General features: G+C 67.0%; 26 protein-coding genes and 1 tRNA gene. 15 read left to right on the top strand and 12 right to left on the bottom strand.

The genetic code is table 11. From position 1 onward, the window contains the following. The first annotated feature begins 8 nt into the window (after positions 1–8). From K7G81_RS18120 to K7G81_RS12650, 5 genes are all read left to right on the top strand, one after another. Positions 9–728, top strand: coding sequence for a DUF1428 domain-containing protein (locus K7G81_RS18120; protein ID WP_439649547.1), 720 nt, complete (start codon positions 9–11; stop codon positions 726–728). 24 nt (positions 729–752) lie between these two features. Next, positions 753–1,538 (top strand): VOC family protein, encoded by a 786-nt coding sequence (locus K7G81_RS12665; RefSeq protein WP_223031173.1) that lies wholly within the window; start codon positions 753–755, stop codon positions 1,536–1,538. A 124-nt stretch (positions 1,539–1,662) separates the two neighbouring features. Beyond that, a complete protein-coding gene (locus K7G81_RS12660; RefSeq protein WP_223031172.1) occupies positions 1,663–2,157 on the top strand; it encodes a VOC family protein in 495 nt (164 codons plus the stop codon). Then, complete coding sequence (locus tag K7G81_RS12655; RefSeq protein ID WP_223031171.1) at positions 2,150–2,809, top strand: dihydrofolate reductase family protein; 660 nt, start codon at positions 2,150–2,152, stop codon at positions 2,807–2,809. The genes K7G81_RS12660 and K7G81_RS12655 overlap by 8 nt, the downstream gene beginning before the upstream one ends. A 5-nt stretch (positions 2,810–2,814) precedes the next feature. Further along, positions 2,815–3,474, top strand: a complete 660-nt coding sequence (locus K7G81_RS12650; RefSeq protein ID WP_223031170.1) for a glutathione S-transferase family protein — start codon at positions 2,815–2,817, stop codon at positions 3,472–3,474. Between the two features lie 4 nt (positions 3,475–3,478). Here the strand turns inward: K7G81_RS12650 and K7G81_RS12645 are convergent, their stop codons facing one another. The 11 genes from K7G81_RS12645 to K7G81_RS12595 all read right to left on the bottom strand — a co-directional run bounded on the left by K7G81_RS12645 (position 3,479) and on the right by K7G81_RS12595 (position 16,158). Next, positions 3,479–4,135, bottom strand: a complete 657-nt coding sequence (locus tag K7G81_RS12645) for a phosphorylase family protein (RefSeq protein ID WP_223031169.1) — start codon at positions 4,133–4,135, stop codon at positions 3,479–3,481. Between the two features lie 49 nt (positions 4,136–4,184). After that, positions 4,185–6,125, bottom strand: a complete 1,941-nt coding sequence (gene shc, locus K7G81_RS12640) for a squalene--hopene cyclase (RefSeq protein ID WP_223031168.1) — start codon at positions 6,123–6,125, stop codon at positions 4,185–4,187. 12 nt (positions 6,126–6,137) lie between these two features. After that, the gene (gene hpnE, locus K7G81_RS12635; protein WP_223031167.1) at positions 6,138–7,385 is read right to left on the bottom strand and encodes a hydroxysqualene dehydroxylase HpnE; all 1,248 of its coding nucleotides are present in this window, start codon (positions 7,383–7,385) and stop codon (positions 6,138–6,140) included. After that, complete coding sequence (hpnD, locus tag K7G81_RS12630) at positions 7,382–8,221, bottom strand: presqualene diphosphate synthase HpnD (protein WP_223031166.1); 840 nt, start codon at positions 8,219–8,221, stop codon at positions 7,382–7,384. Before hpnD ends, hpnE begins: the two co-directional genes overlap by 4 nt. Further along, on the bottom strand, positions 8,218–9,057 hold the full coding sequence (gene hpnC, locus K7G81_RS12625) for a squalene synthase HpnC (RefSeq protein ID WP_223031165.1): 840 nt from the start codon (positions 9,055–9,057) through the stop codon (positions 8,218–8,220). Before hpnC ends, hpnD begins: the two co-directional genes overlap by 4 nt. Next, positions 9,054–10,175 carry a glycosyltransferase gene (locus K7G81_RS12620; protein ID WP_223031164.1) on the bottom strand — a complete coding sequence of 374 codons (1,122 nt, stop codon included), beginning with the start codon at positions 10,173–10,175 and terminating at the stop codon, positions 9,054–9,056. Before K7G81_RS12620 ends, hpnC begins: the two co-directional genes overlap by 4 nt. After that, positions 10,172–11,173 carry a hopanoid-associated sugar epimerase gene (gene hpnA, locus K7G81_RS12615; RefSeq protein ID WP_223031163.1) on the bottom strand — a complete coding sequence of 334 codons (1,002 nt, stop codon included), beginning with the start codon at positions 11,171–11,173 and terminating at the stop codon, positions 10,172–10,174. Before hpnA ends, K7G81_RS12620 begins: the two co-directional genes overlap by 4 nt. 50 nt (positions 11,174–11,223) lie before the next feature. Continuing rightward, positions 11,224–12,552 carry a dihydrolipoamide acetyltransferase family protein gene (locus K7G81_RS12610; RefSeq protein ID WP_223031162.1) on the bottom strand — a complete coding sequence of 443 codons (1,329 nt, stop codon included), beginning with the start codon at positions 12,550–12,552 and terminating at the stop codon, positions 11,224–11,226. Between the two features lies 1 nt (position 12,553). Then, complete coding sequence (locus K7G81_RS12605) at positions 12,554–13,561, bottom strand: alpha-ketoacid dehydrogenase subunit beta (RefSeq protein WP_223031339.1); 1,008 nt, start codon at positions 13,559–13,561, stop codon at positions 12,554–12,556. Between the two features lie 65 nt (positions 13,562–13,626). Continuing rightward, on the bottom strand, positions 13,627–14,910 hold the full coding sequence (locus tag K7G81_RS12600) for a 3-methyl-2-oxobutanoate dehydrogenase (2-methylpropanoyl-transferring) subunit alpha (protein WP_223031161.1): 1,284 nt from the start codon (positions 14,908–14,910) through the stop codon (positions 13,627–13,629). Between the two features lie 240 nt (positions 14,911–15,150). Then, positions 15,151–16,158, bottom strand: a complete 1,008-nt coding sequence (locus tag K7G81_RS12595) for a fumarylacetoacetate hydrolase family protein (protein WP_223031160.1) — start codon at positions 16,156–16,158, stop codon at positions 15,151–15,153. Between the two features lie 170 nt (positions 16,159–16,328). On the opposite strand from K7G81_RS12595, the gene K7G81_RS12590 reads away from it, so the two are divergent. The 6 genes from K7G81_RS12590 to K7G81_RS12565 all read left to right on the top strand — a co-directional run bounded on the left by K7G81_RS12590 (position 16,329) and on the right by K7G81_RS12565 (position 20,077). Beyond that, positions 16,329–17,795 carry a DNA methyltransferase gene (locus K7G81_RS12590; protein WP_223031159.1) on the top strand — a complete coding sequence of 489 codons (1,467 nt, stop codon included), beginning with the start codon at positions 16,329–16,331 and terminating at the stop codon, positions 17,793–17,795. A 190-nt stretch (positions 17,796–17,985) separates the two neighbouring features. Beyond that, positions 17,986–18,231: a translation initiation factor IF-1 gene (gene infA / locus K7G81_RS12585; RefSeq protein ID WP_022685627.1), complete on the top strand. Its 246-nt coding sequence runs from the start codon at positions 17,986–17,988 to the stop codon at positions 18,229–18,231. A 26-nt stretch (positions 18,232–18,257) separates the two neighbouring features. Continuing rightward, positions 18,258–18,827: a Maf family protein gene (locus K7G81_RS12580; protein ID WP_223031158.1), complete on the top strand. Its 570-nt coding sequence runs from the start codon at positions 18,258–18,260 to the stop codon at positions 18,825–18,827. Then, positions 18,820–19,782 (top strand): ribonuclease, encoded by a 963-nt coding sequence (locus tag K7G81_RS12575; protein ID WP_223031157.1) that lies wholly within the window; start codon positions 18,820–18,822, stop codon positions 19,780–19,782. Before K7G81_RS12580 ends, K7G81_RS12575 begins: the two co-directional genes overlap by 8 nt. Next, on the top strand, positions 19,782–19,967 hold the full coding sequence (locus K7G81_RS12570; protein ID WP_223031156.1) for a DNA gyrase inhibitor YacG: 186 nt from the start codon (positions 19,782–19,784) through the stop codon (positions 19,965–19,967). The genes K7G81_RS12575 and K7G81_RS12570 overlap by 1 nt, the downstream gene beginning before the upstream one ends. A 34-nt stretch (positions 19,968–20,001) precedes the next feature. Continuing rightward, positions 20,002–20,077 (top strand) — tRNA-Phe (locus K7G81_RS12565). Between the two features lie 63 nt (positions 20,078–20,140). Here the strand turns inward: K7G81_RS12565 and K7G81_RS12560 are convergent. Continuing rightward, positions 20,141–22,021 (bottom strand): potassium transporter Kup, encoded by a 1,881-nt coding sequence (locus K7G81_RS12560; protein WP_223031155.1) that lies wholly within the window; start codon positions 22,019–22,021, stop codon positions 20,141–20,143. Between the two features lie 113 nt (positions 22,022–22,134). Here K7G81_RS12560 and K7G81_RS12555 point away from each other — a divergent pair, with 113 nt between their 5' ends. From K7G81_RS12555 to kdpB, 4 genes are all read left to right on the top strand, one after another. Beyond that, positions 22,135–22,452, top strand: a complete 318-nt coding sequence (locus K7G81_RS12555; RefSeq protein ID WP_223031154.1) for a hypothetical protein — start codon at positions 22,135–22,137, stop codon at positions 22,450–22,452. 90 nt (positions 22,453–22,542) lie between these two features. Continuing rightward, entirely contained in the window at positions 22,543–22,632 is a 90-nt protein-coding gene (gene kdpF / locus K7G81_RS12550; protein WP_223031153.1) for a K(+)-transporting ATPase subunit F, read from the top strand. A gap of 10 nt (positions 22,633–22,642) precedes the next feature. Beyond that, entirely contained in the window at positions 22,643–24,346 is a 1,704-nt protein-coding gene (kdpA, locus tag K7G81_RS12545; protein ID WP_223031152.1) for a potassium-transporting ATPase subunit KdpA, read from the top strand. Positions 24,347–24,357: 11 nt separating this feature from the next. Continuing rightward, positions 24,358–26,391 (top strand): potassium-transporting ATPase subunit KdpB, encoded by a 2,034-nt coding sequence (kdpB, locus tag K7G81_RS12540; RefSeq protein ID WP_223031151.1) that lies wholly within the window; start codon positions 24,358–24,360, stop codon positions 26,389–26,391. The last annotated feature ends 1 nt before the right edge of the window (position 26,392 follow it).

Genomic DNA, 26,392 nt, shown 5'->3' with positions numbered 1-26,392 from the left:
GAGAGACGATGACCTACATCCAGGGTTTCCTCACCCCCGCCAAGACCGTGAAGCAGCAGGCCTATCGCGACATGTCCGCGAAAATGGCGTCGATCCTCACCGATTACGGCGCACTCGGCATCGTCGAATGCTGGGGTGCCGACGTGCCGGAAGGCAAGCGCACCGACATGAAGCGCGCAGTCGCCGCAGAGGGCGACGAGACGGTGGTCTTTTCCTGGGTCGTCTGGCCCGACCGCGCTACCTGCGATGCGGCATCGGAAAAGATGATGTCCGACGAGCGCATGCAGCCCGAAGATCCGATGCCGTTCGACATGAAGCGGCTGATCTATGGCGGCTACGAGATCGACGAGGATACCGGCGAGGGCGGCCGCTTCGGCTTCATCACCGGGATGGTCGCCGCGGTGCCCGACGACCAGCGCGACGCCTATCGTCGCCATGGCGAGGCGACCGCGCCCCTGTTCAGGGAATATGGCGCGCTGCGCGTGACCAGCGGCTGGGGTGTTGACGTGCCAGAGGGCAAGACCACCGATTTCCGTCGCGCGGTGGAGGCTGGCCCCGGCACGACGGTGATCTTCGGCTGGATCGAATGGCCCGACAAGGCGACCGCCGACAGCGCGATGGCGAAGCTGTTCGAAGACCCTCGGTTGCGCGAACTGACGCCGCCCTGGGACGGACCGACCGCGATCTTCGGCGGCTTCGCGCCAATCATCGACAGCTTCCACGACTGATCCAGCGCTTGCAGGAGAGAAACGATGCCCAATCCGCATGGAACCCCGATCTGGTACGAACTGATCACCGCCGATCCCGACGCGGCCAAGCGCTTCTATGATGCGGCGGTCGGCTGGACGATCGAGGCTCAGCCGTCGGGCGAACTGGACTATCGCATGATTACAACCACCGGCGGCGACAATGCCGGCGGCGTGATGCGGCTGACCGACGAGATGAAGGCCGGCGGCGCGAAACCGGCGTGGCTGTTCTACATCGGCGTCGATGACGTCGATGCGACGGTGGAGAAAGCCAAGGCGGCGGGTGCGGGCGTCATCATGCCGCCCTGGACGATCGAAGGAATCGGCCGGATGGCGCTGCTCCACGATCCGCAGGGCATTCCCTTCTACGTGATGCGCGGCGCCAGCGAGGAGAACAGCACGGCGTTCGAGCGAACGGGGCTGGGCAAATGCAACTGGAACGAGCTTACCACCGATGACCAGCAGGGCGCGCTCGACTTCTACGGTGCGGTGTTCGGCTGGCAATATCCCGAAAAGATGCCGATGGGCGAGATGGGCGATTACGTGTTCATCGACGTTGCCGGAGAGCGGATCGGCGCGATCATGCAGCGCCCGAAGGACAGCCCGCCGCAGAACTGGCGCTTCTATTTCCGCAGCCCCGACATCGAGGCGGCGGCGGGCAAGGTGAAAGCCGGCGGCGGCACCGTGCACATGGGGCCGATGGAGGTGCCCGGCGGCGACCGCATCATCGTCATCAGCGATCCCGAGGGTGTCAATGTCGGCATCGTCGGGCCCGGCGAGCAGACCGGCTGAAACCACCATTGTTCGCCCCGGACGAGTCGAAGGGCGAATTCAATGACGCAAATGGCTGCGGAATGACGCCTCTCGATATGCTGAGGGCGAACGCCGACAGTTTTGACTTACGAGGAGAGAGACGATGAACAAGATGACGACCTGCCTGTGGTTCGATCGCGGCGAGGCGCGCAAAGCGGCCGAATTCTACGCCGCAACCTTTCCCGACACCCATGTCGGTGCGCGTCATGCGTCTCCCACGGACAATCCTTCCGCCAAGCAGGGCGAGGAGCTGATGGTCGACTTCACCCTGCTCGGTCAGCCGTGCATCGGGCTCAACGGCGGGCCGAACTTCAAACCCAACGAAGCCGTGAGCTTCATGGTGCTGACCGACGATCAGGAAGAGACCGACCGCTATTGGAACGCGATCGTCGGCAATGGCGGCCAGGAAAGCATGTGCGGCTGGTGCAAGGACCGCTGGGGCTTTTCGTGGCAGATCACCCCACGCGCGCTGATCGCCGCGACGACGGATAGCGATAAGGCGGCGGCCAAGCGCGCGATGGAGGCGATGATGACGATGAAAAAGATCGACATCGCGAAAATCGAGGCGGCGCGTGCCGGAGCGACGACCGATGCGTAAGGTCATCGGCAGCGTGTTCCAGTCGCTCGACGGGGTGATGCAGGCGCCGGGCGGGCCGCGCGAGGATTGGACAGGCGGCTTCGAACTGGGCGGCTGGATGTTCCCGCTCGCCGACGAGGCGACCGGCGCGTGGATCGGCGAGCTGTTCGGCGGCGCGTACGACCTGCTGCTCGGCCGCAAGACCTACGAGATCTTCGCCGCCTATTGGCCCTATGTCGATGACGGCAACCCGATCGCGAAGGGCTTCAACGCGGCGACCAAATATGTGCTGACGCGCGGCGACGACCCGCTGCCCTGGGAAAACAGCCATCGGCTGGCCGACATCGCAGCGGTTGCCGCGCTGAAGCAGGGCGATGGGCCGGACCTCATCATCCAGGGCAGCAGCACGCTCTATCCCACGCTCCTCGAAGCCGGGCTGCTCGACCAGCTGACCACGCTGACCTATCCGGTGGTGCTGGGCCCCGGCAAACGGGTGTTCGGGGCGGGCACGCCGCCGCGCACGCTGAAGCTCGTTCGCCACCAGGTGTCGCCCGGCGGCACCATCATCGCCCATTACGAGCCCGCCGGTGAGGTCGAAACCGGCAGCTTCGCCGCGATCGAGCCGAACGCGCGCGAAGAGGCGCGGCAACAACGTATGAAACGGAAAGATTGAAGGCGATGGCACTTGAATTGTTCGGACACCCCTTCTCCTCCTACACGTGGAAGGCGCTGATTCCGCTTTACGAGAACGGCACGGCGTTCGTGTTTCGCAACGTCGATCCCAGCGAACCCGACAATCATGCTGAGCTGGCGCGGCGCTGGCCGCTGGCCAAATTCCCGCTGCTGGTCGACGGCGACGCCCAGGTGTTCGAATCGACTGCGATCATCGAATATCTCGACGCCGCGCATCCCGGCGCGGTGCGGTTCGTGCCCGGCGACGCGCTGGCGAGCGTGGACGTGCGCATGCTCGATCGGCTGTTCGACAATTACGTGATGACACCGATGCAGAAGATCGTCGGCGATGCGCTGCGCCCCGCCGACGCCCGTGACGCTCTCGGCGTCGAGCAGGCCCGGGCGACGCTCGACCGTGCGTATGAATGGCTCGAAACGCGCATGGCCGATCGCGAATGGGCCGCGGAGGGCGGCTTTTCGCTCGCCGATTGCGCGGCAGCCCCGTCGCTATTCTATGCGGATTGGGTTCATCCGATCGGCGACCGCTTCCCCGCGCTCGCCGCCTATCGCGGGCGGCTGCTCGCCCGCCCGTCTGTCACGCGCTGCATCGACGAGGCGCGGCCGTATCGCCACTACTTCCCGCTCGGCGCGCCCGACCGCGATTGATCGTTCAGGGCAGCGCGAGGCGCGGGCCAAGTTGCACGGCGCCGCGTTTGAGTTCGCGCATCGCGCGGGCGAAGCCGGCGGTGGTGCGCGCGACATCGGCGACCTGCGCGGGGCGGCGCGCGAGCGAGCGGAGCATCGCCTGGGTATCGACACCGCCATCGGGGCGCATCGAGACGGTGATCGCGTGCGGCAGCAGATGGCGAGCGCCATCCGAAACGCAGCGGACGATCGCGAAGGGCAAGCCGCGCTCGGCAGCGACTGCGGCGGCGACATGGCTTTCCATGTCGACCGCGAGCGCCGCGTGACGCTCGCCGAGCGCGAGCTTCTCGGCAACGGTATCGATCATCCGGCCATCGGCGAAGAAACCGCCGACGCGGGCGCCGGGTAGGCGCGCGGCCAGCGCGGCGCGCCAGGCCGGATCGCACTCGATCTCGATCGCGCCGGACAGACGATCGGCCACCACCCAGTCGCCGATCGCCAAGCCGTCGGCGAGCGCGCCGGTCATGCCATAGCTCGCGATCCCCGCCGCACCCGCGGCGGCCTGTTCGAGCTTGCGGCGCAGCCCCACCGGATCCCCGCCGCCGGCGACGACGACGATGCCGGGCTGGCGCAGCGTCTGCACCTCGCGGTTGAAGCCGGTGGCGACGACGACGTGGCTCATGGGTGGCCCCGCCCCCCTTTAGACGCAGGATATCGGGCGGGACATTTGCCTACATGCCCCATGCCACATCCTTTGCGTTGCTGCGTTTGAGATTTCGATAGCGTGCCAGCGCCCAGAGCGGGAAATATTTCGGATAGCCGTGGTAGCGGAGATAGAAGACGCGTGGGAAACCGCCGCCGGTGTACATCTCCTGCCCCCACAGGCCGTCCTCCTGCTGATGCTCGGCGAGCCAGGCGGCGCCGCTAGCGACAGCCTCGCTCTCCACCTCGCCCGTCGCCATCAGGCCAAGCAACGCCCAGCCGGTCTGCGAAGCGGTCGAGGGCGCGGGGATGTGGCCGGTGCGATCGAGCGTATAGCTGTCGCAGGATTCGCCCCAGCCGCCATCAGCGTTCTGGATCGCCTTCAGCCATGTCACTGCCCTGGCGACCATCGGGTGCGACGGTGCCACACCGGCGGCGTTGAGTGCGCAGAGCACCGACCAGGTGCCGTAGATGTAATTCACGCCCCAGCGGCCGAACCAGCTGCCGTCGGGCTCCTGCGCGCGCTCGAGCCAGGCCAGCGCCGCCTGCATTCGCGGCCCGTCGCGCTCGCCCAGTTGCGCGAGCATCGAGACCACGCGCGCGGTAACGTCGGCGGTCGGCGGATCGAGCAGCGCGCCGTGATCGGCGAACGGGATATTGTTGAGATAATGCCAGCCGTTGTCGGCATCGAACGCGCCCCAGCCGCCGTCCTTGCTCTGCAACCCGCGGGTCCATTCGGCACCGCGGTCGATCGCCTCATCCAACCCCCCGTCGCGAGCGCTGGCGCGATCCATCGCCATGACGACGACGGCGGTGTCGTCGAGATCAGGATAATGATCGTTATTGTACTGGAAGGCCCAGCCGCCGGGGCGGACATCGGGACGCTCCTCCGCCCAATCGCCGGCGACGTCGAGCACCTGGCGCGGCTTGAGCCAATCGAGCGCCCGGCGGGCGGCGCCCTCATTAGCGTCCCCGCCGGCTTCGAGCATCGCGTGCGCGGCAAGCGCGGTATCCCACACCGGCGAAACGCACGGCTGGCAATAAGCCTCATCATCAGTGACGACGAGCAGCCGCTCGACCGATTCCCGCGCGATCGCGCGCGCGGGATGATCGGGCGGATAGCCGAGGCAATCGAACATCATCACGCTGTTGGCCATCGCCGGATAGATCGCGCCGAGCCCGTCCTCGCCATTGAGCCGCTCGATAACCCAGGCGACGCAGGTATCGAGCGCGCGCTGACGAAGACGCCGCGGCCAATGATCGCCGACCGCTTTCAAAACGCGATCGAGCGCGTTGAAGCCCTTGGTCCACAGCCATTTGGGGTCGTCGGCCTGGCTCTTGAGCGCTGCTTGGCGGCCGGTGAACAACTCATCGACGCGAACGCCCCTAGGATTGCGCGCAAGCGGGCGCCTGGCGCCAAGCACGAGCAGCGGCACGATCACCGTGCGCGCCCAATAGCTCATCTTCGACAGGTGGATCGGGAACCAGCGCGGCAGCAGGATCAACTCGGGCGGCATGGTCGGCACCGCGTCCCACGAGCCGGCGCCGTAGAGCGCAAGCTGGATGCGGGTGAAGACGTTGACCGCTTCGGCACCACCGGCGGCGAGGATCGCATCCCGCGCACGAGCCATGTGCGCGGCATTCACGTCGTCCCCGATCATCTTGAGCGCGAAATACGCCTTCACGCTCGCGCTGATATCGAACCCGCCGGCGTGAAACAGCGGCCAGCCATGATGATCGGACGATTGGATGCGGCGGAGGTAGCGGCCGATCTTCGCCTCGAGCGCGGCGTCGACCGGCTCGCCGAGATAATGGCGCAGCAGGATGTATTCGGCCGGGATCGTGGCATCGGCCTCGAGCTCGAACACCCAATGGCCATCCGCCTGCTGCGCGTCGGAGAGCGCGGCGGCGGCACGATCGACGGCGCGGTCGATCGCTTCGAGCGGTGGGCGGGCGGTGGTATCGAGCATCGCGGCCTTCCGTTACGCCGATTGCCCGGCGCGCGCCAAGCCCGCCGCGGTCTCGCCCGAGCGCAACGCGCCCTCGATCGTCGCGGGCAGGCCGGTATCGGTCCAGTCGCCGGCGAGGAACAGGTTGCGCCAGCGCGTCGCGGCGGGCGGGCGCTTTGCATTCTGATCGGGCGTGGCGGCAAAGGTGGCGCGCTTTTCCTTGACCACCTGCCAGCGCGGCAGCGGCGCCGCCATGCCGAGCGCGGCACAGATATCGGCCCAGAAGGTACGCGCGAGGTCTTCCCGGTCGCGTTCGACCAGACGGTCGGCCGCGCTGACGGTGATCGACAGCCGATCGTCGAACGCGAACAACCATTCGGCGGTGCCGCCGAGCAGGCCGAGCATCGGCGGCGTGCCGGACGGCGGGACGACATCGAAATGCGCGTTGACGATGGCGTGGAAGGAGTCCGGCACGACGAGATCGGGGACCAGCGCGCTCGTCACCCAAGGCGGGACGGCGAGGATGACTGGTTCGTCGGGCGCGATCGGTTGCGGACCGTCCGACCAGTCGAGCCCGGTGACGACCTCGCCGTCGAACCGGATCGCGCGCAGACGGCGGCCGAGCGCGACCGGCGCGTCGTGCGCGGCGAGCCACGCGGTCGCCGGATCGATGAACGCGGCGGCAAGCGTCGGTTCGGCCACTTGCGGACGCATCGCCGCGCCGCCTTTGGCAATCGTCTCACGCAGCACGTTGGCGGTGAGGCGCGCCGAGCCCTCGCCCGGTGGCGTGTTGAGCGCGGCGAGCAGGACGGGTTCGAGCAGCTTTTCCCACACCGGACCGATCGTGGTGAAGCGCTCGTCGACGCGGGCCTCGCGCGTGGAGAGCAGGCGGAGGATCGGCAGGTAATCGACCACGCCCGAGCCAGGCACGCGATCGCGGCGCGAGAAGATCCAGCGCGGGAATCGGCCATGGTTGATGCGGACGGTCCAGCTTTTGCCGGTCGCGAGGTCGGCGAAGGCGAACGAGGCGTCGGGCGGCCCGGCGAGCGGCGTCTTCGCCCCGATCCGGTCGCGGAAGCGGTGGACCGCCGCGTTGCCGGAGAGCACGAGATGGTTGCCGTTGTCGATCACCCGGCCGATCTGCGGATCGTGATACGAGCGGCAGCGGCCGCCGGCCTGCGCCGCAGCCTCGACAATCGTCACCGGCACGCCCGCCTCGCGCAGCGCGACCGCCGCCGACAGCCCGGCGAGCCCTGCGCCGACCACCGTCGCGCGCGTCATCGCGTCACCAGCAGCCGCAGCGCGGTGACCATCAGGCCGAGCTTGGAAACCTTGACGCGGTGGCGCGGCGGCGCCCAGCCGGCGGCCTCCATCCGTGCGAGGATCTTGGCATAGGCAATCGCCATCAGCCGCGGCGCGATCAAGTGGCCGCGCGGGCGCTCGGCCAGGATCGCGCGCGCGGTGGCGAAATGGGCTTCGGCCTGCGCCGCGACGGCGCGCGCGACGGCATCGATGCGCGGATCGCCCACCACTTGCTCGGGCGTGGTGAAGACGATGCCGGTGGCGGTGATCGCTTCGCCGGGCAGATAGACGCGGCCGATCGCGGCGTCCTCATCGATGTCGCGCAGGATGTTGGTGAGTTGTAGCGCGCGGCCGAGATGGTGCGCGAGATCGCGGCCGGGTTCCTCGTCCATGCCGAACACCTTGACCGACAAGCGGCCGACCGCCGAGGCGACGCGATCGCAATAGAGATCGAGCTCGGCCGCCGGCGGCCAGCGGATATCGCGATCGACGTCCATCGCCATGCCGTCGATCACGGCGTGGAAATCGGCGCGATCGAGCGCGAAGCGAGCGACGGGTTCGGCGAGGAAAGCGGCCTGGCCGGGATCACCGCCGGCGTAGATCGCGTCGACATCGGCACGCCACCGGTCGAGCTGGCTCGCGCGCGCCGCGCGGTCGCCCTGCTGATCGTCGGCGATGTCGTCGACCTCCCGGCAGAAGGCGTAGATCGCGTACATCGCCTCACGCTCGGGTTTCGGCAACACGCGCATCCCAGCATAGAAGGAGCTGCCCGCGGCGCGGCGCTCGGCAATGGCCGTCTGATTGCCGAGGTTCATCCGCGCCGCCCCATCCAGTGACGTGCGACGGCCCATGCCGCGCGCGACGCCGCTTCGCCCTTGCCGTGATGCACGCGTTGACTCAAGGGGTCACGCGCCATCAGGCGGCGGGTGAGGCTTTCGGCGAGACGCTGGATCACCGCGACTTCGCTGGCCAGGCGCTTGTCGCGGATCATGCCGGCGAACGGCGCGCTTTGCGCGAGCAGCGCCTGGGTGCGCGCGGCCATCAGCGTGATTGTCGCGCGCAGGGCCGGACTGGCGACGGGCGCGGCCAGCTCCTCGATATGCGCGCCGGTCGCAGCGAGTAGGTCGGCGGGGAGGTAGACGCGATCGAGCGACCGGTAATCCTTGCCGCAATCCTGCAGGTGGTTGATGATCTGCAGCGCGGCACACAGGGCATCGGAGGCGGGCCAGGTCGCGCGATCCTCGCCATGCACGTCGAGCACGAAGCGGCCAACCGGCATCGCCGACAGCCGGCAATAATCGATCAGCGCGTCCCAAGTGGGATAGCGATTGACACGGACGTCCTGTTCGAACGCATCGAGCAGATCGTTGGCATGGGCGGCATCGAGGCCGCGCTCGGCTATCGCGGCGGCGAGCGCGATCGCTTCGGGCGCGCCGTCGCCGGCCAGCCCGGCACGCATGCGAGCGAGGCCGTCGAGCTTCTCGTCCCGCGAGGCGGTGGGGTGATCGGCCACGTCGTCGGCGGCGCGAGCGAAACGGTAGAAAGCCATGACCGGCGCGCGATAGGCGGGCGCCACCAGCTTGCTCGCGACCGGGAAGTTCTCGTCGCGATGCCCCTTGCCCGAGGCGAAATCGGCGCGCCGCGCGGTCATCGGGCGATCGCTTGGGCGCGGCCCTTCCACATCCCGCCACGCCCCCGCCAATGGCGCCAGGCTGAGAGGAAAGTGCAGCCGGCGTAGAAAGCGGCGATCAGGGGCAGGGCGACGCCCCACAATGGCGATCGGTGGTAGAAGCGGAGCATCGGCTGGAACGCCAGCGCCATCATCGCCCAGGCAGCAAGGCCGAGCCAGCGCGCGGCGCCGTGAGCGAACAACGCAAGCGAAGGCGGGGCGAGATAGACCAGCGCCATGCCGGCGAGCGTGCCGAGCAGCAGCAGCGGATTGTAGCGAAGCTGGGCATAAGCCGAGCGCGCGATCATGTCGACGATCGAGCCCCAGCCGTCATAGCGGCGGATGCTGATCGAGCGATCAGTGAGGCCGAGCCAGATCGGGCCTTCGCGCTTCAGCAAGGCGCCCATCGCGCAATCGTCGATCAGCGCGTGCCGGATCGCGGCGATGCCGCCGGCGTGATCGAGCGCCTCGCGGCGAACGAGCATGCAGCCGCCCGCCGCCGCCGCAGTGTTGCCCGGGCGGTTCACGCGGGCGAACGGGTAAAGCAGTTGGAAGAAGAACACGAACGCCGGCACCAGCGCACGCTCGGCGAGCGAGACACACCGCAGCCGCGCCATCAGCGAAACCAACGCCAGCCCGCCGGCTTCGGCGCGCGCGACGAGCGACCGCAAGGTATCGGGGGCATGGGCGATATCGGCATCGGTGAGCCACAGATAGGCCGGCGCCCCGGCTGATGCGACCCCTTGCGCGACGGCGGCGAGCTTGCCGGTCCAGCCCGCCGCGAGTGGTGCTGCTCTGACGATCGCGAGACGCTCCCCGCCGGCGCCGCGCGCGAGGGCGGCGGTGTCGTCGCTGCTGCCGTCATCGACCAGCACGATGCGGAAATGCCCCGGATAATCCTGCGCGGCGAGGCTGGCGATCGCGCGCTCGATCACCTCGGCCTCGTTGCGGGCGGGGACGATCGCGACGACATCGGGCCAATGCGCCGGTGGCACGATCGCCGCCGCATCGCGCGCGCTGGTGGTCCAGAAACGACCGTGGCCGAGCACGAGCGCCAGCCAGATCGCCAGCGCGAGCGCGCCGATCGCAAGCGCGATCACCGGATCATTCCCGCGCCGCGGAACCAATCGATCGCTTCGACCAGCGCCTCGCGATAGGGCCGCGCGCGATAGCCGAGCTCGCGGATCGCCTTGGCCGAGGAATAGAACATGTGGTGGCGCGACATCCGCAAGCCATCGAGCGTGAGAAACGGCTCGCTGCCGGTGAGACGCGCGCGCTGCTCGTTGAGCCAGGCGAGCGGCATCAGCGGTGCGCGGGGCAGCGCCAGCTTGGGCGTGCGGCGGCCGGTGATTGCGGCAATCGCACCGAGCATCTCCTTCAGGCTCGCATCCTGCCCGCCGAGCACGTAGCGCTCACCGATGCGGCCGCGCTGCAGCGCCGCGAGGTGGCCGGCCGCAACGTCATCGACATGGACGAGGTTGAGCCCGCTGTCGACAAAGGCTGGCATGCGGCCGCCGGCGGCCTCGACGATGATGCGGCCGGTCGGCGTGGGCTTGACGTCGCGGGGGCCGATTGGAGTCGAGGGATTGACGATCACCGCGGGCAGGCCATCATCGGCGATCATCCGTTCGACCAGCCGCTCGGCGACGACTTTCGAACGCTTGTAGGCGCCGACCACCTCACCCTCGGTCGCGGCGCGGGTTTCGTCGGCGGGACCGGCGGGATCGGGCAGCAAGGTGGCGACGCTGCTGGTATAGACGATCCGCTTCACCCCGACATCGAGCGCGGCGCGCATCACGTTGGCGGTCATCGCGCGGTTGTTGCGGATGATTTCCTCTGGGTCGGGCGCCCACAGCCGGTAATCGGCTGCGACATGGAACAGGTGGGTAACGCCCGCCATCGCGCGGCCGACCGCGCCCGCATCGCGCAGATCGGCCTCGACGCGCTCGACGGGCAGATCGGCGAGATTGCGCGGATCGCTGGTCGCGCGAACCAGCAGCCGTAGCCGGCGCCCTTCCGCCGCCAGCGCGCGCGCGACCGCCGCGCCGACGAAGCCGGCGGCACCGGTGACCAGAACGAGATCGGGACGCGCGGACACGCGCTCCCCCTATCGGCAAAGCGGGCAGCGAGACAACTGGTTAAGGGAGTTCAGTCAGCGAACAGCAGAACCGGGGTTTCGAGCAGCTTCTTCAAGGCCTGGACGAAGCTCGCCGCATCCCAGCCATCGACGACGCGATGGTCGCACGAGATCGACAGGTTCATCAGCTTGGCGCGAACGATATCGTCGCCGGCGAAGATCGGGCGCTCGACGATCTTGTTAGGGCCGATGATCGCGACCTCGGGGCGATTGATCACCGGGGTGGTGGCGATGCCGCCGAGCGGGCCCAATGAGGTGACGGTGAGCGTCGAACCCGACAGTTCGTCGGACTTCGCCTTGCCGGTGCGCGCAGCTTCGGCGAGGCGGCCGATCTCGCTCGCGAGTTGCCAGACGTTCCTGTCCTGCGCGTCGCGAATGACGGGGACCATCAGCCCGGCGTCGGTCTGCGTCGCCATGCCGAGATGGACCTGGCCGTGGCGCGTCACCACGCCAGCCTCGTCGTCATAGCGGGCGTTGATCATCGGGAAATCGGGGATCGTCCGACAGATCGCGACGATCAGGAACGGCAGCATGGTCAGCTTCGGCCGGCCGCCGCGATTGGCGTTCAGATCCGCGCGCATCTCTTCAAGCGCCGTGACGTCGATTTCCTCGACATAGGTGAAGTGCGGAATCGCGCGCTTCGAGGCGGCCATGTTCTCGGCGATGCGGCGGCGCATGCCGATGACCTTCACCGTCTCGTCGGCGCGGGCGCGGCTGGCATGGGGCGCGTGATAGCCCTGCTGCGTGCTATAGCGGAGATAGGCGTCTAGATCGGCGTGGCGGACGCGGTCACCGTCGGTCTTCACATCCGCGAGGTCGATGCCGAGATCACGCGCGCGAGCACGGACCGCGGGGGAAGCGAGCACGGGTTTTTGATCCTCCCCGGCACGGGGAGGGGGACCGGCCGCGTCAGCGGACGGTGGAGGGGGGGCTGCGACGGATGCATCGCTCGGGGCTGAGCCCCCTCCACCACCGGCTTCGCCGGCGGTCCCGCTCCCCGTGCCGGGGAGGATCGACTCAACGCCTGGCGCTTCCGCTTCGGCTTGCTCTTTGACCTTGTCCGCCGGTTCGGCCTTGACCTCGTCGACCTCGACCTCGCCGTCAGTCTCGATCACCACCAGCGTCGCGCCGATCGACACCTGGTCGCCGACCTCGCCGGCGAGCTCCAGCACTTTGCCAGAAACCGGCGATTCCATTTCGACGGTCGCCTTGTCGGTCATCATGTCGGCGATCTGCTGGTCTTCCTCGACCGTGTCGCCGACCTTGACGTGCCAGGCGACCACCTCGGCCTCGGAAATGCCTTCGCCGATATCGGGCAGGCGGAATTCGAAACGGGCCATCTCAGGCGTCCTTCATGATCTTCTTAATGGCCTCGCCGATGCGGACGGGGCCGGGGAAATAGGCCCATTCGAGGCTGTGGGGGTACGGCGTGTCGAAACCAGTGACGCGCTCGATCGGCGCCTCCAGCGAATAGAAGCAGCGTTCCTGGACCAGCGCGGAAAGCTCGGCGCCGAAGCCCGAGGTCTTGGTCGCCTCGTGGACGATCATGCAGCGGCCAGTCTTCCTGACCGATTCCTCGATCGTGTCGATATCGAGCGGCAGAAGCGTGCGCAGATCGATGATCTCGGCATCGACGCCCGCTTCCTCGACCACCGCGCGGCAGACATGGACCATGGTGCCATAAGCGAGGATGGTCAGCGCTTCGCCGGCGCGGACGATGTTCGCCTTGCCCAGCGGGATGCGATAATAGCCGGTCGGCACCTCGCCACCGGGATGGCCCGACCAGTTCTTGGCGGGCTTGTCCCAATGGCCGTCGAACGGGCCGTTGTAGATGCGCTTGGGCTCGAAGAAGATGACCGGATCATTGTCCTCGATCGCGGCGATCAGCAGGCCCTTGGCGTCGTATGGCGTGGCGGGGACGACCGTCTTCAAACCCGAAACGTGGGTGAAGATTCCCTCGGGCGATTGCGAGTGCGTTTGGCCACCGAAGATGCCTCCACCGAACGGCGAGCGAACCGTGAGCGGTGCGGTGAACTCGCCCGCCGAGCGATAGCGCAGCCGCGCGGCTTCGCTGACCAGCTGATCGAGGCCGGGATAGATGTAATCGGCGAACTGGATTTCGGGCACCGGGCGCAGCCCATAGGCGCCCATGCCGATCGCCACGCCGATGATCCCGGTTTCGGTGATCGGCGTGTCGAACACCCGGGTCTTGCCGTATTTCTTCTGCAGGCCGGCGGTGGCACGGAACACGCCGCCGAAGAAGCCGACATCCTCGCCCATCACGATGACGTCGGGATCTCGCGCCATCATCACGTCCATCGCGGAGTTGATCGCCTGGATCATGTTCATCCGCACGGTGTCGCCCTCGCGCTCGGGGGTCGGCGCGACGCGTTCCTGATCGGTGTCGAGTTCGGTCATTTGCGTGCCCATGGCCGACCCGAGGCTTGTTCCTCGGCCAGCATCTGTCGTTGTTGTTCGCGCAGGTGCCAGGGCATCTCTTCGTAGACGCCCTCGAACAGGGTATCGAGCGGCTGGTGGAGACCGTGGCCGAGGATGCCGTTCTTTTCGGCCTCCTTCTGCGCGGCGCGAACCTTTTCGGCGAGTTCCTTGTCCATCGCGGCCTGGCGCTCCTCGTCCCATTCGCGCAAGCCGATCAGATGCTGCTTCAGCCGCACGATCGGATCGCCGAGCGGCCAGGCGCCATATTCCTGCGCGCTGCGATATTGCGAGGGATCGTCCGAGGTCGAATGGCCCTCGGCGCGGTAAGTGAAATGCTCGATCAGCGTCGCACCCTGGTTGGTTCGCGCGCGCTCGGCCGCCCATTGGGTTGCCGCGTAGACGGCGAGCGCGTCGTTGCCGTCGACGCGCAAGCCGGCGATACCGTAGCCGATTGCGCGTGCGGCGAAGGTGGTCGCCTCGGCACCGGCGAAGCCCGAGAACGAGCTGATCGCCCATTGGTTGTTGACGACGTTCAAGATCACCGGCGCGCGATAGACGCTGGCGAAGGTGCACGCGGAGTGGAAGTCGCCCTCGGCCGTCGAGCCCTCGCCGCACCACGTCGCGGCGATACGCGTGTCGCCCTTCGAGGCGGACGCCATCGCCCAGCCAACCGCCTGCGGATATTGGGTCGCGAGGTTGCCCGAGATCGAGAAGAAGCTGCCTTCCTTGGTCGAATACATGATCGGCAATTGCTTGCCCTCAAGCCGGTCGCCCTTGTTCGAATAGACCTGGTTCATCATGTCGACCAAATCCCAGTCGCGGGCGATCAGCAGGCCCTGCTGGCGATAACTCGGGAAGCACATGTCGTCGCGATCGAGCGCGAAGGCGGCGGCGACCGCGACCGCTTCCTCGCCGGTGCACTTCATGTAGAAGCTGGTCTTGCCCTGGCGCTGGGCGCGGAACATGCGCTCGTCATAGGCACGGGTCAGCGCCATCGCGCGGAGCATGCGGCGCAGCACCTCGGGCGACAGCTTCGGATCCCACGGGCCGACCGCCTTGCCGTCGTCGTCCAGCACGCGGACCAGGGTGTAGGCGAGTTCGGTAAAGCTGTCGGCCCTGTCGGCAGTATCGGGGCGCCGCGCCGCGCCGGCAGGCGGCACCTCGACATCGGCGAAATCGACCTCGTCGCCCGGCCGGAACTTGGGTTCCGGCACGTGCAACGACAGCGGCTTCAGGTTGGCGCGCGTCTCGCTTGCCATGCTCTCTCCAGACAGAAGTGGCGTCCGTGTCGTCTTTGCGAACGCGCGGAATCGCCTTTGGCGCCTTGTTATAAAATTTCAACGGGGGAAGCGAGTCCCGATCCTCCCCTGCAAGGGGAGGGGGACCATCACCGCGCCAGCGGGGATGGTGGAGGGGCGTAGCCGCATAGCGTTGCGCTTGCGGTCAAGCCCCTCCACCACCGCTTCGCGGCGGTCCCCCTCCCCGCTGCGCAGGGAGGATCAGATCGCCGCCACCGTCTGCTCGATCGCGCCGAAGATCGGGTGGTGGTGATCGTCCTCCGCCCAGATTCGCACGGTGTCGCCGGGCTTGAGGAACGCGGTGGTCGGCTTGCCCTCGCGGATCGTCTCGACCGTGCGGACCTCGGCGAGGCAGGAATAGCCGACGCCGCCCTGCGCGATCGGCTTGCCGGGACCACCATCGGCATCGCGATTGGAAACGGTGCCCGAGCCGACGATCGTGCCGGCGCCCAATTTGCGGCTCTTGGCGGCATGCGCGACGAGCGTGCCGAAATCGAACGTCATGTCCTCGCCCGCTTCGGCACGGCCGAACGGTTCGCCGTTCAAATCCACCATCAGCTTGCGGTGGAGCTTGCCGTCCCGCCACCAGTCGCCGAGCACATCGGGGGTGACGAAGACCGGCGAAAAGGCGCTCGCCGGCTTCGACTGGAAGAAACCGAACCCCTTGGCCAGCTCACCGGGGATCAGGTTGCGCAAACTGACGTCGTTGGTCAGGCCGATCAGCAGGATCGCCTCGAGCGCCTGATCGCGCGTCGCGCCGAGCGGCACGTCGCCGGTGACGACCACCACCTCCGCCTCGAGATCGCAACCCCAGCTTTCGTCCTTGAGCGGGATTGCCTCCCGCGGGCCGAGAAAGCCGTCGGAGCCGCCCTGGTACATCAGCGGATCGTGCCAGAAAGTCTCGGGCATCTCGGCACCCCGCGCCTGCCGGACCAGTGCGACGTGGTTCACATAGGCCGAGCCGTCGGCCCATTGATAGGCGCGCGGCAACGGCGAGGCGGCGTCGTGTTCGTGAAAACGCTCGCGCGGGATCGCCTCGTGCTCGAGATCGGTCGCCAGATTGCGGAGATCGGGTTCGTGCCGCCCCCAATCGTCGAGCGCAGCCTGCAACGTCGGCGCGATATGCCCGGCATCGGCATACCAGGCGAGATCGTTCGAGACGACGACGAGCCTGCCGTCGCGGCCGTGCTTCAAGCTGGCGAGTTTCATGCATTCTCCTAAAAACGTGTCCGGGCATCATAGCCGCGTCGAGCACGCTGACGGAAGGGCGAACGGACGCCGTGGCGGAATGCTCCATTCCGGAGCTGCCTCGCCGTATCACCGCCGGAATGAACCCGGTTCGGCTTGGCCGCGGCATGGCGCCGCGTCACGCTCGGCGAATGCGAAATCGGCCTGATAACCATCTCTATTACGGCGACAACCTCGCGGTACTGCGCGAGCATATCCCGGCGGCGAGCGTCGATCTGGTCTATCTCGATCCGCCGTTCAATTCGAACGCGAGCTATAATATCCTGTTCAAATCCCCGGCGGGGACGTCGGCCGATGCGCAGATCGAAGCGTTCGAGGATACCTGGCACTGGAACGATCATGCGGAGGACGCCTTCGATCAGGTTGCGCGCAGCGGCAACACCAAGGCGTTCGACCTGTTGAACGCAATGCGCGCATTCCTCGGCGAGAACGACATGATGGCATATCTGTCGATGATGGCGATCCGGTTGATCGAGTTGCACCGCGTGCTCAAGCCGAGCGGCAGCCTGTACCTGCACTGCGATCCGACCGCGAGCCATTACCTCAAGCTGCTGCTGGACGGGGTGTTCGGCAAGCGCGAATTCGAGAACGAGATCATCTGGAGCTATCGCCGCTGGCCGACCAGCGCGCGCCGGTTCCAGCGAATGCATGATTGCGTCCTGTTTTATAGCCGTGAGGCGGGCGCCAACACTTTCAACACGCAGCTCATGCCGCCCTCGGCAAGCTCGCTCAAGCGCTGGAAGGGAGCGATGCAGAAGGTGACGTTCGATGCCGGCGGAAAGCGCCAGCCAACGCAAGAAGCCGGCGAATCGCCGGGTGTTGCGCTCAATGACGTGTGGGACATCCCGATCCTTGCGCCGGTATCTAAGGAGCGTTTGGGCTATCCTACCCAGAAACCCGTAGCGTTGCTCGAGCGTATTATCGCCGCGTCGTCGCGCGCGGGCGATACGGTGCTCGACCCGTTCTGCGGATGTGGCACGGCGATCCATGCGGCGCAGAAGCTCGACCGCCAATGGATCGGCATCGACGTGACGCACCTCGCCATCTCGCTGATCGAGAAGCGGATGCGCGCCGCCTTTCCCGAGATCGCTTTTACCGTCGAGGGCACGCCCAAGGACCTCGCTTCGGCCGAAGACCTCGCGCGGCGCGACAAATATCAGTTTCAATGGTGGGTGGTGTCGATGCTCGACGCCATGCCTTACGGCGGCAAAAAGAAAGGCGCCGACGGCGGGATCGATGGTATCATCTATTTCAAGCCCGACGGCCGCAAGACCGAGAAGGCGCTCGTTTCGGTGAAGGGCGGCGACAGTGTCGGCGTGCAGATGATCCGCGACCTGCATTCCGCGATGGAGCGCGAGAAGGCGCCGATCGGCGTGTTCGTCACTAAGGCCTTGCCGACCAGCGTGATGCTGCGCGAAGCCGCGGCGGTCGGCCGCTTCCACGCGCCGGTGACAGGCAAGAGCTATGCCCGACTGCAAATTCTGACGCTGGCCGAACTGTTCAAGGACCGCAAGCCCGACATTCCCTATGTCGATCCCGGTGCGGCTTTCAAGCAGGCCGCGCGCGAGCCCGCGGCGCGACAGGCGCAATTGCTTTAAGGGGTGCTGAGTCTGATCCCCGTGCGCAGAGGCGCGCATCGCCTCTTTCGCTGAACGGCGAGACACCCTATGTCGACGATATGATCCCGCGCCTCGTCTTGCGCCGCGGGTCGTCTGTCTTTCCTTTTGCGCCCGTCCGGAGTAAGGCTCCGCGACTTTTTCACGCGCGTTCACACCCAAGAGGTTTTGTTTGGCCAAGGAAGAACTTCTCGAAATGCGGGGGCAAGTGGTCGAGCTCCTGCCCAACGCCATGTTTCGCGTTCGGCTGGAAAACGATCACGAGATTCTCGGACACACCGCCGGCAAGATGCGCAAGAATCGCATCCGCGTGCTGGTCGGCGACGAGGTGCTCGTCGAACTGACGCCCTATGACCTGACCAAGGGCCGCATCACCTATCGCTTCATGCCCGGCCGCGGCGGCCCCGGCCCGTCCTGACCGGCGCGCCGGCGCCCCGTCCGGTCATGACCTTCATTCTTGCATCGACCAGCCCGCGGCGGCGCGATCTGCTGGCGCGACTTGGCGTGACGCCTGATCGCGTCGCCGCTCCCGATATCGACGAGACGCCGCTGCCCGGCGAACTGCCGCGCGTCTATGCGCTGCGCCTCGCCGAGGCGAAGGCGCACGCGGTGTCTCGGGAAGCGGGCGATGTGGTGCTCGCCGGCGATACGACGATCGCGCTCGGCCGCCGCATCCTGCCTCCGGCCGACAACGAAACCGTGCAGCGGCGGTTGCTGGCGATGCTGTCCGGGCGGCGGCACCATTGCCTGTCGGCGGTGTGCGTGATCGACGGTAATGGTCGCGCGCGGACGCGATTGGCCGACACGATCGTCGCGTTCAAGCGGCTGAGCGATGCCGAGATCGATCGCTACGTCGCCTGCGGCGAGGGGCTTGGCAAGGCGGGTGGTTATGCCATCCAGGGCCGCGCCGAGGCATTCGTCCGCTTCCTCTCGGGCAGCCATTCGGGTGTGATCGGGCTGCCGCTGTTCGAAACACGCGCGCTGCTCGAGGCCATCGGGGTGCCGCTTGGCTGAATGGCTTTACGAAGCCGGGATCGGCGAGGCGCGCGCGGCGCTGGTCGAAGATGGCGCGATCGCCATCGCGCGGATCGAGCGTGACGAGGACCGCCTGCGGCCCGGCGCGGTCGTTGCCGGGCGGCTGATCGAGATCACGATCAAGGGGCGCGAGGGCGTGGTGGTGCTCGAGAGCGGTGACGAGGCGTTGCTGGCGCCGCTGCCGCCACAAGCGACGGAGGGCGGACGGCTGCGGATCGAGATCGTCCGCGCCGCGCTTCCCGAGCGCGGGCGCACGAAACGCGCGAGGGCGGTGCCCGCGGCGGACGATGCCGAGGAAAGTGCCGGCCCCGATCTGCTCGCCCGCATCACCGCAAGCGGGATACCGGTTCGGCGGCTCCAGGCGCACGAGCCCGACGCACTGGAAGCCGCGGGCTGGTCCGAAGTGCTGGACGAGGCCGAGACCGGCGAGATTGCCTTTCGCGGCGGCGCGTTGCGCGTGTCGCTGACCCCGGCGATGACGCTGATCGATGTCGACGGCCCGCCGCCGCTGGAAACGCTGGCCGTCAACGCGGCGACCGCGGCGGCGCGGGCGATCGATCGCCATGGCATCGGCGGCTCGATCGGCATCGATTTTCCAACGATCGAGGGACGCGCGGCGCGGCAAGCGGTCGCCGCGGCGATCGACGCGGCACTGCCGCAACCGTTCGAGCGGACCGCGATGAACGGGTTCGGTTTCCTGCAGATCGTCCGCCGCCGCCGCCGCGCCTCGCTGCCCGAACTGATTCGCGAAGACCCGGTGGCAGCGGCGGTGCGCGCGCGGTTGCGGCGGATCGAGCGCACGCCCCCGCCCGGCGAGCGCACTCACGCCCTGCCGGTAGCCGAATTGGCACTGATTCGCGCGCGACCCGCATGGACCGCGGAACTCGCGCGGCGCACCGGCGTCGACACCATATTCATTGCGGAGGAGCGTTGATGGCCAAATCACTTGCCTGCCCGATCTGCGGCAAGCCGCCGCTTACCGAGTTCGCCCCGTTCTGTAGCCGCGGCTGCAAGGATCGCGACCTTTTGCAATGGCTCGGCGAGGGCTATCGCCTGCCCGGCGCGCCGGCCGGGGAAAATCCCCGAACCGGGCTGGACAGCGCCGACGCGCACGATTAAAGCGCGCGTCTCTTTGCGATGCCCATCGCCAAGTGCCCAGGTAGCTCAGTTGGTAGAGCATGCGACTGAAAATCGCAGTGTCGGCGGTTCGATCCCGTCCCTGGGCACCATTTCATCAGATCAGCAGCCAGCGTGCTTTTCCGTAAAGTTCCGGTGCGGCGCCGCGACGATCGTCAGATTTCGAGCTGACTGCCGAGTTCGACGACGCGATTTGTCGGCAGCTTGAAGAACGCCATTGCGCTTTCGGCGTTGCGAACCATCCATGCGAACAGCTTCTCTCGCCACAGTGCCATGCCCGGGCGACCGGCCGCGACCAGCGTCTGGCGCGACAGAAAGTAGCTGGTGTCGAGCGGGGTGAACGGCGGATCGATCGCGATTCGCGATAGTTCGGCAGGCAGGTCGGGCTCGTCCATGAAGCCGTAGCTGAGCACGATGCGGTAAAAGCCTTCGGTCAGGTCGGTGAGCGCAACGCGATTTGCCGCCGGCACATGCGGCACCGGCTCTATAGCGACCGTCAGCAGCACGACGCGCGCGTGCAGAACATGATTGTGCTTCAGGTTGTGAAGTAGCGCCGGCGGGATATCGCTGGCGCTCGACGACAGGAAAACGGCGGTGCCCGACACGCGCGCAACCGAATTGACCGCCGAGCGGACAAAGACCTCGACCGGCATCGCGCCGTCGTGCAGCCGCCGCCGCATCAGCGCGCGGCCGGTAGCCCAGGTGGTGAGTATGGTGAAGGTGATGCCGGCGACGAGTAGTGGGAACCAGCCGCCGTCGGGAATCTTGGTGACGTTCGACGCGAAATAGGCGCCATCGACGATCAGGAAGCCGCCGGTCACCAGCGCCGCGGCGGCGGGCGGCCACCGCCAGATTTTGAACGTCAGCACGCCAAGCATGCACGCGGTGATGACCATCGTGCCGGTCACGGCGATGCCGTAAGCGGCGGCAAGGTTGCTCGAGCTCTGGAAGCCGAGCACGAGCAGCACGACCAGCACCAACAGCCCCCAATTGACCAGCGGAACGTAGATCTGCCCGGCCGCCTTGGCGCTGGTGTGGAGGATGCGCAGTCGCGGCAGATAGCCGAGTTGCACCGCCTGTTGCGAGATCGAATAGGCGCCGGAGATCACCGCCTGGCTGGCGATGATCGTCGCCAGCGTCGCCAAGATGACAAGCGGCAGCCGCGCCCAGTGCGGCGCCATCAGGAAGAAGGGATTCTGCACCGATGTCGGGTCGACCAGCAACAGCGCCGATTGTCCGAGATAATTGATCAACAGACACGGAAACGCGACATAGAGCCACGCGATCATGATCGCCTTGCGCCCGAAATGCCCCATATCGGCGTAGAGCGCTTCCGCCCCGGTCACCGCCAGCACCACCGAACCCAATGCGAGAAACGCGAGACCGGGATCGAGCAGAAAGAAATTGATCGCATACCAAGGATTGAGCGCCCACAGGATCCGTGGCGCCTGGGCGATCCCCATCAGGCCGAGCACCGCGAGCACCAGAAAATAGACCAGCATCACCGGCCCGAACAGCTTGCCGACCGCCGCTGTGCCGTTCGACTGGATCGCGAATAGGAAGACAAGGATGGCGATCGCGATCGGCACAACCAGCGAGGTCAGCGCGGGCTCGACCACCGCGAGCCCTTCGACCGCCGACAACACCGAGATGGCCGGCGTGATGATCGCGTCGCCATAGAACAGCGCGGTGGCGATCACCCCCATCATCACGATTGTTGTGGTCCAGCGCGGGTCGGAGAGCTTGCGGGTAATCAGCGCGAGCAGCGCCAGGCTGCCGCCTTCGCCCTTGTTGTCGGCGCGCAGGATGATGAAGACGTATTTGATCGTGACGATAAGTGTCATCGTCCAAAACACAAGCGACAGCACACCGAAGATGTGCGCCTGATCGACCGCCAGCGGGTGCGGGCCGATGAAGCTTTCCTTGAGCGCGTAGAGCGGTGAGGTGCCGATATCGCCGAACACCACGCCCACGGCGCCGATCGCGAGCGCGGGGAGCGACTCCCGATGGCCGTCATGCGCGGGCGCGTGTTCCATTGTTGCGCCCTAGGCGCGCGATCGCTTTGTCGCCATGACCTTTATGGAATCTTTACACGGATCGCCAACTTCCCCGTGGAATCTTAATCCGGATCGGTCGCACATCATGTTCGATGACGACCCGCGACATCGACATTGTACAGCGGCTGCAATCGGCGGAGCGCTGGCTGGCGGCTGACCTTGCGATCCGCGGGCTGGGCTGCGTGCTGCTCGGGCTGTGCGCACTGGCGGCGTGGTGGCTGTATCGCATGGTGCAGCGGCCGCCGGCGCACCCCGTGACGCTCGGTGAGTTCGCGACAGGCGCCGGCGCCGTCATCAGCTGGGCATGCGGCTGGGCGCTGCTCGGCGAGGGGCAGGGGCTGTTCCGGCTGGTCGTGGTGCCCGGCCGCCACGCGCGTTTCAAACCCACTGCGTCGAGGACGGGACGATGACCGACTTGCTGTGGCTCGGCGCGCTCGCCGGGCTGTTCCTGCTTACCCTGGCCTATGTCCGGCTGTGCGACCGCGCCTGAGGAGACGCCCATGACCCTCCACCTGTGGCTCGCCGGGCTAACCGTGCTCGCGCTGATCATCTACCTCGTCGCCGTGCTGATCCGGCCCGAGCGGTTCTGAGGATAAGCCTATGACCATCCAGGGATGGGCGATGATCGCCCTGTTCGCCGCCATCGTGATCGGCCTCGCCAGGCCGGTCGGCGCATGGCTGTTCGCGCTGTATGAAGGGCGGCGGACCCCGCTTCACGCCATGCTCGGCCCGGTCGAGCGCGGCTTTTACCGGCTCGCCGGGATCGACCCGAACAAGGAACAGGGCTGGCGCGCTTATGCGCTGCACATGCTGCTGTTCCAGCTCGCCGCGCTGCTGTTCACTTATGCCGTGCTGCGGCTGCAGGACGTGCTGCCGCTCAACCCCCGCCATCTGCCCGGCGTAGGTTCCGACGGCGCGTTCAACACCGCGATCAGCTTCACCACCAATACCAACTGGCAATGGTATTCGGGCGAGGCGGCGATGAGCAACCTCAGCCAGATGCTTGCGCTGACGCTGCACAATTTCCTGTCGGCGGCAACGGGTATCGCTATCGCCTTCGCGCTGTTCCGCGGATTTGCCAGGCAGAAGGCGGGGTCGATTGGTAATTTCTGGGCCGATGTCACGCGCATCACGCTCTACCTGCTGCTGCCGATCTGCCTGATCTACGCGCTGTTCCTGATCGCCAGCGGCGTGCCGCAGACTTTCGCCGCCAGTATCGATGCGATGACACTGGAAGGGGCAAAGCAAACAATCGCGCTGGGCCCCGTCGCCGGCCAGGAAGCGATCAAGATGCTGGGCACCAACGGCGGCGGTTTCTTCAACGCCAACTCCGCCCACCCGTTCGAGAACCCGACCGCGCTCACCGATTTCGTCGAGATCGTGTCGATCCTGGCGATCGGATCGGGGTTGACCTGGTGCTTCGCCAAGGCGGTCGGCAACACCAAGCAAGGCTGGGCGATCCTCGCGGCGATGATGACACTGCTGATCGCCGGCATCGCCGTCACTTATTGGCAGGAGGCCGCGGGTAACCCGATCCTTCATCACCTCGGCGTCCCCGGCGGCAATATGGAGGGCAAGGAGGTGCGTTTCGGCATCGCTGCCTCCGCGCTGTTCTCGGTGGTGACGACGGCGGCGTCATGCGGCGCGGTCAACGCGATGCACGACAGTTTTACCGCGCTGGGCGGCATGATCCCGCTGTTCAACATCCAGCTGGGCGAGATCGTCATCGGCGGCGTCGGCGCTGGTATCTACGGCTTCCTGCTGTTTGCGATCCTCGCCGTGTTCGTCGCCGGCTTGATGGTCGGCCGCACGCCCGAATATGTCGGCAAGAAGATCGAGAGCCGCGAAGTGAAGCTCGCGGTGCTGGCGATCGCGGTGCTGCCCTTGTGCATCCTCGGCTTCTCGGCGCTGGCGGCGGTGCTGCCCGCCGGGCTTGCCGGCCCGCTCAACAAGGGGCCGCACGGCTTTTCGGAGATCCTCTACGCGTTCAGCTCGGCGACCGGCAACAATGGCTCCGCCTTCGCTGGCCTCAGCGCCGGCACGCCGTTCTACAATGGCCTGCTCGGCGCCGCGATGTGGATCGGGCGGTTCTTCATGATCGTGCCGATCCTGGCGATTGCCGGCAGCCTCGCCGCCAAGAAATACACGCCGGAGACCGCCGGCTCGTTCCCCACCACCGGCCTGCTGTGGGTCGGCCTGCTGATCGGAATCATCCTGATCTTTGGCGGCCTCACCTTCCTTCCCAGCCTCGCGCTCGGGCCGATCGCCGATCATCTCGCGATGATCCACGGCCAGACCTTCTGAAGGGCACATCCATGTCCACCACCTCCACCTCGATCTTTTCGGCCGAGCTTGTCGGCCCGGCGATCGAGCAATCGTTCCGCAAGCTCGATCCTCGCGAGCTGATCCGCAACCCGGTGCTGTTCGTCACCGCCGTGGTCGCGCTGCTGCTGACCATCCTGCTCGCGCTTGGCGGCGAAGGGCTGTCGGTGGGGTTCCAGGTCCAGCTCGTCATCTGGCTGTGGCTGACGGTGCTGTTCGGCACCTTCGCCGAAGCGCTCGCCGAGGGGCGCGGGCGTGCGCAGGCGAGCTCGCTGCGCGCCGCCAAGGGTGACCTCACCGCCAAGCTGGTCCTGCCAAAGGACGCCGGGTGCGAGATCGTCCCTGCCGCCAAATTGCAGCGCGGCCAGGTCGTATTGGTCGAGACCGGCGACCTGATCCCCGCCGACGGCGAGGTGGTCGAGGGCGTGGCCAGCGTCAACGAAGCCGCGATCACCGGCGAAAGCGCGCCCGTGATCCGCGAGGCGGGCGGCGACCGTTCGGCAGTGACCGCGGGCACGCGCGTCATTTCCGATGCGATCAAGGTTCGCGTCACGCAGGAGCCGGGCCAGGGCTTCCTCGATCGCATGATCGCGCTGGTCGAGGGTGCCGAGCGGCAGAAGACGCCCAACGAGATCGCGCTGACCATCCTGCTCGTCGGGCTGACCATTATCTTCCTGATCGCCGTGGCAACGATCCCTAGCTTCGCGGCCTATGCGCACGGCTCGATCCCGGTAAGCGAGCTGGCCGCGCTGCTGATCACGCTGATCCCGACGACGATCGCCGCGCTCCTGTCGGCGATCGGCATCGCCGGCATGGACCGGCTGGTGCGCTTCAATGTGCTTGCCAAGTCGGGCCGCGCAGTGGAGGCGGCGGGCGATGTCGACGTGCTGCTGCTCGACAAGACCGGCACGATCACCATCGGCGACCGCCACGCCAGCGAATTCCGCCCCCTGCGGGGCGTCGGGCTGGACGATCTCGCCGAGGCGGCGCTGCTCGCCAGCCTCGCCGACGAAACCCCCGAAGGTCGCTCGATCGTCGTGCTGGCGCAGCGCGATCATGCGATCGAGACTCGGGCCCTGCCTGAGGGCGCCGAGATCATCCCGTTCACCGCACAGACCCGTATCTCCGGCGTCCGACTGGAGGAGGCGTTGATCCAGAAAGGCGCGGTCGACGCGGTGCTGCGCGCCAACCCCACCGCCGCCGAGACCGCCGCGGCGACCGAGTTGCGCCGCATCACGGACGAGATCGCGCGTGCTGGCATGACCCCGCTGGCGGTGGCGAAGGACGGCAAGCTGCTCGGCGTGATCGCCTTGAAGGACGTCATAAAAGCCGGCGTGCGCGAACGCTTCGCGGAATTGCGCCGGATGGGCATCCGCACCGTGATGATCACCGGCGACAATCCGCTCACCGCCGCGTCGATCGCCGCCGAGGCCGGCGTCGACGATTTCCTCGCCGAAGCGACGCCCGAGGACAAGCTGGCGCTGATCCGCAGCGAACAGCAGGGCGGCAAGCTGGTCGCGATGTGCGGCGACGGCACCAACGACGCCCCCGCGCTCGCCCAGGCCGATGTCGGCGTCGCCATGAACACCGGCACGCAGGCCGCGCGCGAGGCGGGCAACATGGTCGATCTCGACAGCGACCCGACCAAGCTGATCGAGGTCGTTGGCCTCGGCAAGCAATTGCTGATGACGCGCGGCGCGCTCACCACCTTCTCGGTTGCCAACGATGTCGCAAAGTATTTCGCGATCATCCCGGCGATGTTCGTGACGCTCTATCCGGGGCTCGGCGTTCTCAATATCATGGGGCTCGCTTCTCCACGCTCCGCCATCCTGTCGGCGATCATCTTCAACGCACTGGTGATCCCGTGCCTGGTCCCGCTCGCTTTGAAGGGTGTGCGCTACAAGCCGATGGGCGCGGGGCAGCTGCTCGCGCGCAATCTATCGATCTACGGCCTCGGCGGCCTTGTCGCGCCGTTCATCGGTATCAAGGCGATCGACCTCGCCGTATCCGCTCTCCACCTCGCCTGAG

Origin of the sequence: Hephaestia mangrovi (genome assembly GCF_019880555.1) — a bacterium.
In the GTDB taxonomy this organism is placed as follows: domain Bacteria; phylum Pseudomonadota; class Alphaproteobacteria; order Sphingomonadales; family Sphingomonadaceae; genus Sphingomonas; species Sphingomonas mangrovi.
This window is presented reverse-complemented; position numbering and strand designations above follow the sequence as displayed.